Annotated in this window: 7 protein-coding genes; 6 read left to right on the top strand and 1 reads right to left on the bottom strand. The window is 65.8% G+C overall.

The annotated features are described in order from the left end of the window. Positions 1-43 precede the first annotated feature (43 nt). The 5 genes from PMO31116_RS01795 (at position 44) to PMO31116_RS01775 (ending at position 7,466) form a co-directional block, all read left to right on the top strand. Positions 44-826, top strand: a complete 783-nt coding sequence (locus PMO31116_RS01795; RefSeq protein ID WP_150565190.1) for a cellulose synthase operon protein YhjQ/BcsQ — start codon at positions 44-46, stop codon at positions 824-826. Beyond that, positions 823-3,480 carry a UDP-forming cellulose synthase catalytic subunit gene (gene bcsA, locus PMO31116_RS01790; protein WP_150565189.1) on the top strand — a complete coding sequence of 886 codons (2,658 nt, stop codon included), beginning with the start codon at positions 823-825 and terminating at the stop codon, positions 3,478-3,480. Before PMO31116_RS01795 ends, bcsA begins: the two co-directional genes overlap by 4 nt. Positions 3,481-3,492: 12 nt before the next feature. Next, positions 3,493-5,127: a cellulose biosynthesis protein BcsG gene (gene bcsG / locus PMO31116_RS01785; RefSeq protein WP_150565188.1), complete on the top strand. Its 1,635-nt coding sequence runs from the start codon at positions 3,493-3,495 to the stop codon at positions 5,125-5,127. A gap of 148 nt (positions 5,128-5,275) precedes the next feature. Further along, positions 5,276-6,271, top strand: a complete 996-nt coding sequence (locus PMO31116_RS01780; RefSeq protein WP_150565187.1) for an aldo/keto reductase — start codon at positions 5,276-5,278, stop codon at positions 6,269-6,271. A 256-nt stretch (positions 6,272-6,527) separates the two neighbouring features. Further along, complete coding sequence (locus tag PMO31116_RS01775) at positions 6,528-7,466, top strand: universal stress protein (protein ID WP_150565186.1); 939 nt, start codon at positions 6,528-6,530, stop codon at positions 7,464-7,466. A gap of 97 nt (positions 7,467-7,563) precedes the next feature. On the opposite strand, the gene PMO31116_RS01770 is transcribed toward PMO31116_RS01775, so the two are convergent. Continuing rightward, complete coding sequence (locus PMO31116_RS01770) at positions 7,564-8,829, bottom strand: NAD(P)/FAD-dependent oxidoreductase (protein WP_150565185.1); 1,266 nt, start codon at positions 8,827-8,829, stop codon at positions 7,564-7,566. A gap of 281 nt (positions 8,830-9,110) precedes the next feature. Between PMO31116_RS01770 and PMO31116_RS01765 the strand changes: the two genes are divergently transcribed. After that, a complete protein-coding gene (locus PMO31116_RS01765; RefSeq protein ID WP_150565184.1) occupies positions 9,111-10,367 on the top strand; it encodes an MFS transporter in 1,257 nt (418 codons plus the stop codon). Positions 10,368-10,381: the final 14 nt, after the last annotated feature.

The raw sequence follows: 10,381 nt of genomic DNA, 5'->3' as shown, positions 1-10,381 counted from the left end.
GCGCACCTCGCCCGGCATCCGGTGCCACCGCTCGGGAGGTCGCATGCTGACGCTCATCGCCGTCGTCTCGAGCGCGGGGGGCGCCGGGCGCAGTACGGTGTGCGCGCACCTCGCCACGCAACTGGCCCATGCGTCGCATCCGAGCGCCGTGATCGAATTCGATGCGCAGAACAGCCTTGCCGCGCTGCTCGGGTTGCGCGAAACCTGCGAGACGGGCGTACTGACCGGGGGTGTGCCGCCCGACGGTTGGCGCACGGTCGTGCGCGAAACGCCGCCCGGCGTTGCGCTGCTGCCGGCAGGACGCAACAATGCCGCGAGCGTGGCAGCCATGGCGAAGTGGCTGCGTGACGACACCAACGGCCTGCGTCGCCAGCTTGGCGAGGCCGGATTGCCCGAAGGCGCCCGGGTGTTCATCGACACGCCACGACTGCCGGACACGATGACACAGGCATTGGTGGCGGCCGCCGATCTGGTGCTGGGCGTTGTGCCGGTCACCACGACCGGCTGTGTCACGCAACCCGATCTGATGGCCGCGTGTGCCGGACGGGTGCAAATGGTGCCGAATCTGGCCGCCGCCAGCTCGCCGCTCAACAACGATTTGCTGCACCTGATCCAGGGGCGCGGTGGCGATGCCGTCGTGCCGTTGCGCATTCATCGCGACGACGCCGTCGGCATTGCCGCCGCCGCCGGCGAGCCGCTGGCGAAGGCAGGACACGGCTCTCAGGCCGCGCTCGACTTCGTGGAGCTCGCGGCCTGGGTGCTGCGTGCCACGACGCCCGACGGCGGTACCGGCTCGCCGGGCTCGGCGGGGAGGGTGTCGCCATGATCCGCGACTCCCTGGTCTCCGTGTATGCGCTCGGTCGCGAAATCTTGGCTCGGCGGCTGGCCGTGCCGCATCGTCCGGATGGACGCCCGCCCGGTGTCATGCAGTGGCTGCTCGCGGCGACACTGCGAGCGCCGGGACACCGCCTGTGGATCGCGCGGCGGGGCGATCATGTCGTGGCGCGGCTGGCCATGCGGCTCGACGTGCGCCAGCTCGACCAGTGGCGCGACTGGTGGTTGCGGGCACTGTTCCAGCCGCCGCGCAGCGGACGTCCGGACTATCCGGGGCGCGCCTTCGCATGGATCAACGAGCGCGTCACACAGCGACTCGATCTCCCGGTCGACGCGGGCTTCTGGCAGATGGTGCGAGCGCTGCTGTGGCGTCGCGCGGACCGGCGCCCGACATTTCCGCCATACTCGGCGTGGCTCGCATTTCGCGCGTGCAATGAACGCCTGCGGTTGTGGGTGGTGCAATCGCTCTTCGGTATTCCCCCCGACACGCCGGCGCAACTTGCCCACCGATTCGACATGCGACTCGAGCGTGTGATGGCCTGGCGCCTGACCTCGACGGTCGTCGCGCTGTTCGGCCTGATGGGCGTGTTCTGGATCGTGACCACGCCGTTCGATCCCTTCGAGCAGTTGCTGTTCTCGCTGTGCACACTCGCGCTGGCACTGGTATTCCGACGTCTCGACAGTCAGTACTCGGTGCTGGTGCTGATCGGCTTGTCGCTGATTTCGACGATTCGCTATGTATGGTGGCGTCTGACGCAGTCGCTCGCGTTCGACACGCTGCCCGAGGCCATCGTCGGCTACACGCTTGTCGCCGCCGAGATGTATACGTGGATGATCCTGCTGTTCGGCTACATCCAGACCGTCTGGCCGTTGCACCGCCGTATCACGCCGCTGCCGCCGGACACGCGCCTATGGCCGACCGTGGACGTCTACATTCCGACCTACAACGAGGGGCTCGATGTGGTGCGCCCGACCGTGTATGCCGCGTGCGGGATCGACTGGCCGCCGGAAAAGCTCAACATCTATCTGCTCGACGACGGGCGTCGCGACGAGATGCGACGGTTCGCCGAGCAGGCCGGAGTGCATTACGTCACGCGCCCGGACAATCGTCATGCCAAGGCGGGCAATATCAATCACGCGCTCGGCCAGACGCAGGGCGAGTTCATCGCGATCTTCGATTGCGACCACATCCCCGTGCGCTCCTTTCTGCAAACGACGATGGGCGCGTTCCTCAAGGACGAACGTTGTTCGCTCGTGCAGACGCCGCACCATTTCTTCTCCGACGACCCTTTCGAGCGCAACCTTGCCACGCGCGGCGCGGTGCCCAACGAAGGGCGGCTTTTCTACGGCGTGGTGCAGGACGGCAACGACTTCTGGAACGCGTCGTTCTTCTGCGGCTCCTGCGCCGTGCTGCGCCGCACGGCGCTCGATGAAGTCGGCGGCGTGGCCGTGGAGACCGTGACGGAGGACGCCCATACGGCGCTCAAGATGCACCGTCGCGGCTGGAATACCGTGTATCTGAAGGTGGTGCAGGCGGCGGGGCTCGCGACTGAGTCGCTCTCGGGGCACGTGGGGCAGCGCATTCGCTGGGCGCGCGGCATGGCGCAGATCTTTCGCGTGGACAACCCGCTGTTCGGGCGCGGCCTGAAATTCGGTCAACGGATCTGCTACGCGAACGGCATGCTGCATTTCTTCTATGGCATTCCGCGCATTATTTTCCTGCTCGCCCCGATCTGCTACCTGTTCTTCGGTCTGCACATCGTGCAGGCCGCGGCGCTGAGCATTTGCGCCTATGTGTTGCCGCACATCGCCCACGCGAACATCGCCAACTCGCGCATCCAGGGCAAGTACCGGCATTCGTTCTGGTCGGATGTCTACGAGGCCGTGCTAGCGTGGTACGTGGCGCTGCCGACCACCGTCGCGTTCATCAATCCGCGCTACGGAAAGTTCAACGTGACCGCCAAGGGCGGGCTGATCGAGCAGAGCTTCTTCGACTGGAGCATCTCGAAGCCCTATCTGGTGCTGCTGGGCTTCAACCTGCTGGGCTTTCTCGCCGGCATCCTCCGGTACTTCTACGGGCCACCGGGCGAGGGCGGCGCCCTCGGGTTCAATCTGGCGTGGGTGACGTTCAACCTGGCGGTGCTCGGCGCGGCCGTCGCGGTGGCGACGGAAGTTCGGCAGGTGAGGCGTACGCACCGCGTGACGATGCGCCTGCCCGCCACGCTCTATCTGCCCGACGGCCGTGCGATGGCTTGCCATACGCGGGATTTCTCGGGCGGCGGCCTGGCACTGCAATTGCCGGTACCGCTCAGCCTGACGGCAGGTACCGAGGCGCAGGTCGCGCTCACGCGCGGCGAGACCGAATACGGCTTTCCGGTAAGCGTGGTCGGCGCGCGAGGACACGACGTGTTCCTTGCCTTCTTGCCCCTCACGCCGGAGCAGGACAAGCATCTGGTGCAGTTCACCTTCGGACGTGCCGACGCGTGGCGCGACTGGGACGCGGAGCGTACGCGCGACGAACCGATCAAGGCGCTCTTCGAAATGCTGGCGATGGGCCTGCGGGGCTATCAGGTGCTGGCGAACTATTTGCTGAGCAAACTGGTGACACGCTGGCAGAATCGTCTGCGCAGCGAACGTCATACCTGAGGAAATCCCACGATGGGTATCTGGAACCTCTATTTCATTCTGAAACTGTTGCTGCTGTGGGCGGGCATCATCGGCTTCCATGTGCTGCCGAACCTGATCTTCGCGTTGTTGCTGGTGATTCGCCTGCGGCCACGCTGGGCCCGCATCACCCGGCAGGTCATCGCCATTCCGGTGGGCGCGGCATTGCTCTACTACGACTCGAACCTGCCGCCGTTCGGCCGCTTCATCGAGCAACTGCCCGCGCTCCTGCAGTTCCGATTCTCGTACATCGTCGAATTGCTCGGGCGCTTCGTTTCCGCGCGTGACTGGCTGGTGCTGGCGGTCCTGCTGCTTGTCTACTGGATCGTGAACCGTTGGGTGCGAGTGACGACATTCGTGCTGCTCGCGCTGCTGATCGTGCCGGCCGTGCTGCGCGTGGGCTCGCTGTTGTCTGTCCCGCCGGTGGTTGCCGCGCAGGGCGATACCTCGGCGGTGGCGACCGGCTCGGCCGCCGACGCGAACAGCGCCGCTGCCGGGACAAGCGAGTTCGTCGTCGGCGACGGCGAGGTACCTCCGGGCCCGACGCCGAACGCCGCGCTCAGCAGTTTCTACGCGCGCGAGCTCACCCGTTCGGTCTCGTTGCCCGCCCAGGCGGGCGCGGGGCCCGACTACGACATCATCTTCCTGCACATCTGCTCGCTCGCGCAGGACGATCTGGACGTCGACAATCTCGAAAACCAGCCGCTGCTCTCGCGCTTCGATTTCATCTTCAAGAACTTCAACTCGGCGGCGAGCTACAGCGGCCCGGCGGCCATCCGAGTATTGCGCGCCGGCTGTGGTCAACCGACGCACAAGGCGCTGTATGACCCGGCCGGCCCGCAATGCTATGTCATGAGCGATTTGAAGAATCTCGGCTTCACGCCCGAACTCGCCATGAACCACGACGGGCATTTCGACAACTTCATGCAGGAGGTGCAGCAGAACTTCAATGTGCCCGGTGTCACGCCGTTCGACAATACGCGCTCCCGGGTGTCCATGCGCGCCTTCGACGAAACCCCGATCCGCTCCGACGGCGATGTGCTGCAAGCGTGGTGGAAGCAGCGCACCGCGATGCCGGACAAGCGCGTGGCGCTTTACTACAACACGATCTCGCTGCACGACGGCAATCGTCTCGAGGGCTCGAAGCTCTCTAGCGTGCAGAGCTATCCGATTCGCGCGAAGGCGATGTTCGACGACTTTGGCCAGTTCATCGACACCATCGAGAAGTCGGGGCGCAAGGCGATCGTCGTGTTCGTGCCCGAACACGGAGCGGCACTGCGCGGCAGCAAGCTGCAGATTTCCGGCATGCGCGAGATTCCGTTGCCCGAAATCACCCATGTGCCGGTGGCGGTCAAGCTGGTGGGCTTCGGCGCCGGCGCGACGGCCTCGCATGGCAAGCCGATCGCGATTTCTACGCCGACGAGCTATCTGGCGCTCATGACGCTCGTCTCGCATCTCGTCGCGAACAACCCGTTCGCCGGCGCACCCGACCTGGCGCCTTACGCCAACGATTTGCCGCAGACGGCCTTCGTGTCGGAAAACGAACAGACGACCGTCATGAAGTACGGCGGCAAGATCATGATTCGCGGCGTCGACGGTGTCTGGCTCGATCTGAAATCCCTCGAATAGGGCTCAAGCGGTCCTTGAACCGCTCGCACACCGGTTTTTCCGGAATCGCGCATACTGTGCGTTTCGCCCGAGCCTGCTTGCTCGGGCGCGTGCGCGCGGACGGTACCGCGCAGTGCCATCGCCAGAATCGAACCTTCCGGGAGTTACCGTGCAATACACGAAATTCGGCCACACCGGCCTGACCGTTTCCCGCCTGTGCCTGGGGACCATGACGTTCGGTCTGCAGACCGAAGAGGCGGCAAGCCACGCCATCCTCGATCGCGCCGCCGACGCGGGCGTAAACTTCATCGACGTCGCCGACGTTTACCCGCTTGGCGCCGACACCTCGCTGGCGGGCCGCACCGAAGAGATCGTCGGCCGCTGGCTCAAGGGGCGTCGCGACAGGTTCATCGTGGCCACGAAGGCCTGCGGCCAGATGGGGCCGTCACCGTGGGACAAAGGGGCGTCGCGCAAGCATCTGCTCGATGCGATAGACGCTTCGCTGGCCCGTCTTGGGACGGACTACGTCGATCTGTATCAACTGCACTCCGACGACACGGATACTCCCATCGACGAGACGCTCGAAGCCCTCGACACCATCGTGAAATCGGGCAAGGCGCGCTACATCGGCGTGTCGAACTACCTGGCGTATCGTCTGGCCCGGGCGTTGGGCCGCGCCGACGTGCTGCGCACGGCGCGCTTCGTTTCGGTGCAACCGCGCTACAACCTGCTGTTCCGACAGATCGAACGCGAACTGCTGCCGCTCGCGAGCGAGGAAGGACTTGCCGTGATTCCCTACAATCCGCTCGCCGGCGGACTGCTCACGGGCAAGTATCGCCATGACGCCGCGCCCAGCGAAGGGCGCTTCACCGCCACGGTCGGCAAGGCCGGCGCGATGTACCAGCAGCGCTACTGGCATGAGCGCGAGTTCGAGACCATCGAAGCGCTCAAGGGCATCGCGAAAGACGCCGGCGAGTCGCTCACGCGACTTTCGCTCGCGTGGGTGCTGGCCAATCCGGTCGTCACTTCGGCCATCATCGGTGCGAGCCGCGTCGAGCAGTTGACCGAGACGCTCGGCACCATCGATTACGTCCTGGACCCGGCGCTCAAAGCGAAGCTCGACGACGCCTCGCACGCCTATCGCTGGGGCGACGCCGCGCGATGATGCGCGTGACAGCGCATGAATGCGCATCAAGGTGCGTTAAGGCGGGGCAAGGCGGGGCAAGGCGTGATAAAGCGCCGTGAGCGGCCGTCGTGCGGCGACGCTTCCCGCCGTTTGGCGATCCGCGCCGGCGCTGGCTCGTGCCACGCTGGCGCAGGTCGGTCATCGGGCGTTATAGTGGAAGCGGCGCGCGGCCGGTTTGTCAGTCGAAACATTCGGGCGCGCGCGATTGTTCGTCACTTTCCACGCGAGGCCCTCCATGACAAAACGCATTCTGCTGGCCACCGACGGTAGCGAGTCGTCGCGCCGGGCATTGCGCGAGGCCGCCGCCTTTGCCCGCAAGGGCGACGTGATTCGCGTCATCCACACTGTCGAAGACCCCGTGACGCTGCTCACGTCGGCCTTTGGCAAACTCATCGATCTGGAACAGGTGCGCCGGGACATGCAGCGTGAGGGCGAGGAGCATCTCGCACGCGCCGTGCTATCTCTGCGCGAAGAAGGATTCGATGACGCCCAGGCACACCTGATCGATCTGCGGACGACGGGCGAGACAGTGCCCGAAGCCATCAGGCGCGAAGCCCTCGAGTTTGGCGCCGACATCATCGTCGTTGGCACGCACGGCCGCAGCGGCGTGCGGCGTGCCATGCTGGGCAGCGTGGCCGAACAGATCTTGCGCAGTGCCGAAGTGCCGGTCATGCTCGTTGCGGGCGAGGCGCGTCCGCATGCGCCACTGCGCGCGGGCGGGCATTATGAACAGATTCTCGTCGCGCTCGACGACAGCGAGACGGCGCGCCGCGCTTTCGAGTACGCGCTGTCGCTCGCTCGCAAGCACGGCGCATTGCTGCGCGTGGTGCATGTGCTCGATCTGCCGGGCCCGTTCATCGCCGGCTTCGACCCGGAACCGTTGCTCCATGCGGTGCGCGCCGTCGGTGACCAGGTGCGCAACTGGGCGCGACAACGAATGCACGAAGCGGGCGTGCCGGGCGAGGTGGAAATGCGGGAGATTCAGCCGGTCGGCGAAGGCGTTGCCGATCAGATCGTGGCCTCGGGCAAGGATGCCGACGTCGATCTGATCGTGCTGGGTACGCATGGACGTCGCGGTTTCCGCCGCTTCGCGCTGGGCAGCGTGGCGGAAGATACCGCCCGCAACGCGGGGCGGCCGGTGCTGTTGTTGCCCGCCCACGCGAGCCATGTCTGACGTGCAGTGCGGGGCGGCTGGCCGGGACGTCCCGGGCGTGCGGGCCGTGGGCCGCAACGTCTGAGCGCGTTGCGGCACCGCGGCAAACCCGCGAACCTCAGGCAGTCGGGCCGAGTTCGGCGAGCAGCGTCTTGAGGGGCGTCGTGGCGTCTGCCAGACGTGCCGGGTCGATGACCGCGCGCCGGCCGACCAGTTCGCGTGCGGCCAGAAACTCCTGCGCACGGTTGATGCTTGCCGCTGCGACCATGGCGCCCTCGCGCAGATAGAACAGCATGAACACGGCCGCGCCCTGTGCATCCGGCAATCGGCGCTCGACCACGGCGTCGTGACCCTCGGTCATGCCGACCATCTGCAACTTCGCATTGAATTGGTCCGACCAGAACCACGGGGCGGTGGCAACGGCCTTCGGCGCTTCGCCATGGACCACGCTCGCCGCCACCTTGGCCATCTCGCTGGCACTGGGCACCGACTCCAGACGAATGCGGCGGCCCAGGGCCGGGTGCGCGTGATGTGCGCAGTCGCCCACGGCCAGAATCGCCGGGTCGCTCGTGCGGGCGAACTCGTCGACGACGATGCCGTTGTCGACCTGCAAGCCGGCGGCCCGCGCCAGTTCGGTGTTGGGGATCAGGCCAATGCCCACGACGACGACGTCCGCCGGCAGGCGCTTCTCGCCGGCGATGACTGCCACGACATTTCCCGATGCATCCTGCTCCATTGCCGTGACGCCGACGCCGGTCTGCACGTCGACGCCGTTGTCGCGATGCAGCGTGGCGAAGAACCCGGCGAGGTCGGCTTCCGCCACACGTGCGAGCAGGCGTGGTGCCGCTTCGAGGACCGTCACCGACGCGCCGGCCTTGATGGCGCTGGCCGCCACTTCCAGACCGATGTAGCCACCGCCGATCACCACGACGCGCCTGCCGGGCGTGAGCGCCTCGCGCAGACGTTGTGCGTCGGCGATGTTGCGCAGGTAATGAACATTCGGCGCCTGCGCGCCCGGTACTGGCAGCGCCCGTACTCGTCCGCCCAGTGCGAGCACCAGGTGGTCATACCCAAGTGTCTCGCTGTCGTCAAACGTCACGGTGCGTGCGGCACGGTCGATGGCGGTGGCCGTCACGCCCAGCCGCACATCGATATCGGCCTTCTCCCAGGCGTCTGCCGGACGAATCAGTAAGCTGGCTTCGTCGGCCTGACCGGCGAGAAAGGCCTTCGAGAGCGGCGGGCGACGATACGGCAGATGCGTTTCGCTGCCGGCGAGGACGATGCGGCCGGCGTAGCCGAGTTGGCGCAGGGCGAGGGCGGTTTCGCCGCCAGCCTGGCCGGCGCCGAGAATGACGGTGGTGGAAATGGCTTCGGACATGGACATGAGAGCTGAAGAATTCGGCCGCCAGTGTAATGCATCGGCACACCGGCAGCGTCCCGGATAACGCCAAGACGGCATTCGCGTCCGATGCCCCTGCGGCCGTCGCCGCCCGCGACCAGGTACGCCGCGCCGGGCCGAGTCCGCCTGTTGCGACAGATGAAACCTTCGTTGCAAAGGTGTTGGCCCAGTATTCATGCGGGTTTGCGGCCCGTTTTGCTTTCCCGGGAGGATTCAGGAGTAGAGTGAATCGGTCGCGCAATACTGCCGCCGATGAAGGAGACACCATGTCCTGGACAAAAGAACAGAAGCATGTGGTAACGGCAAGCTATCTTGGGTGGACGCTGGACGCGTTCGATTTCTTCCTGATGGTGTTCGTGCTCAAGGACATCGCGAAGGAGTTCAACACCGAGTTGGGCAGCGTGGCGTTCGCGCTGTTGCTCACTCTGGCGATGCGTCCTCTCGGCGCTTTCATCTTCGGCCGGTTGGGCGACAGGGTTGGGCGACGACCGGCGATGATGGCCAGCGTGCTGCTTTACGCGCTGCTCGAATTGGCCTCGGGCTTCGCACCCAGTCTTACGATGCTGCTGATTCTGCGCGCGCTGTTCGGCATCGCGATGGGGGGCGAGTGGGGGGTTGGCGCGGCGCTCACGATGGAGAGCGTGCCGACGCATTCGCGCGGTATCGTGTCTGGCTTGCTGCAGGCGGGCTACCCGAGCGGCTATCTGCTGGCATCGATCGTGTACGGCCTTTTCTACGAGAGCATCGGTTGGCGCGGAATGTTCTTCGTTGGCGTGTTGCCGGCATTGCTGGTGTTCTACATCCGTCGGCATGTTCCGGAGTCGCCGGCGTGGGCGAAAGGCACGGCACAAAGCGCGGCGCCACGTGCCAACTTCGTGCAGGTGCTTACGCGCGACTGGAAGCTCGCGCTCTATGCGATCGTGCTGATGACGGCGTTCAACTTCTTTTCCCACGGCACGCAGGATCTCTACCCGACGTTCCTTCAGGTGCAGCACAAGTTCGATCCGCACACGGTGAGCTGGATCGCCATCACCTATAACATTGGCGCGATCATCGGCGGCCTGTTCTTCGGTGCGATTTCGGAGAAGATCGGTCGTCGGCGCGCGATCGTCATTGCCGCGCTCATCGCGTTGCCGGTGCTGCCGTTGTGGGCGTTTTCCAGCGGCGCGGTGATGCTGGCGATTGGCGCGTTCCTCATGCAGATCTCGGTGCAGGGCGCGTGGGGCGTGATACCCGCTCACCTCAACGAACTCTCGCCAGACGAGATTCGCGCCACGTTCCCGGGGCTGGTGTATCAACTGGGAAATCTGTTTGCCTCGGTGAACGGCAATCTGCAGGCGAGCATCGCGAAGGCGCATGGCGGCAACTTCGGCCTGGCCATGGCGCTCGTTGCCGGAACGGTGGCGGTGGTGATCGCGGTGATGATCTACTTCGGTCGCGAACGTCGCGGCGTGGTGCTGCACACGGGCGCGCAGACGCCAGGCGCCGCCGGACTGCCGCCGGGGGCGCCGGCTACGAGATAGCGAGGCGGCGCGCC

The sequence above is a fragment of the Pandoraea morbifera genome, assembly GCF_902459575.1.
Lineage (GTDB): Bacteria > Pseudomonadota > Gammaproteobacteria > Burkholderiales > Burkholderiaceae > Pandoraea > Pandoraea morbifera.
Note: the sequence above shows the minus strand (reverse complement) of the source record. Positions and strands in the feature narration are given on the sequence as shown.

Coding starts and splice junctions, on each gene's coding strand:
- PMO31116_RS01795 (WP_150565190.1), top strand. CDS start 44: ATGCTGACGCTCATCGCCGTCGTCTCGAGCGCGGGGGGCGCCGGGCGC.
- bcsA (WP_150565189.1), top strand. CDS start 823: ATGATCCGCGACTCCCTGGTCTCCGTGTATGCGCTCGGTCGCGAAATC.
- bcsG (WP_150565188.1), top strand. CDS start 3,493: ATGGGTATCTGGAACCTCTATTTCATTCTGAAACTGTTGCTGCTGTGG.
- PMO31116_RS01775 (WP_150565186.1), top strand. CDS start 6,528: ATGACAAAACGCATTCTGCTGGCCACCGACGGTAGCGAGTCGTCGCGC.
- PMO31116_RS01770 (WP_150565185.1), bottom strand. CDS start 8,829: ATGTCCATGTCCGAAGCCATTTCCACCACCGTCATTCTCGGCGCCGGC.
- PMO31116_RS01765 (WP_150565184.1), top strand. CDS start 9,111: ATGTCCTGGACAAAAGAACAGAAGCATGTGGTAACGGCAAGCTATCTT.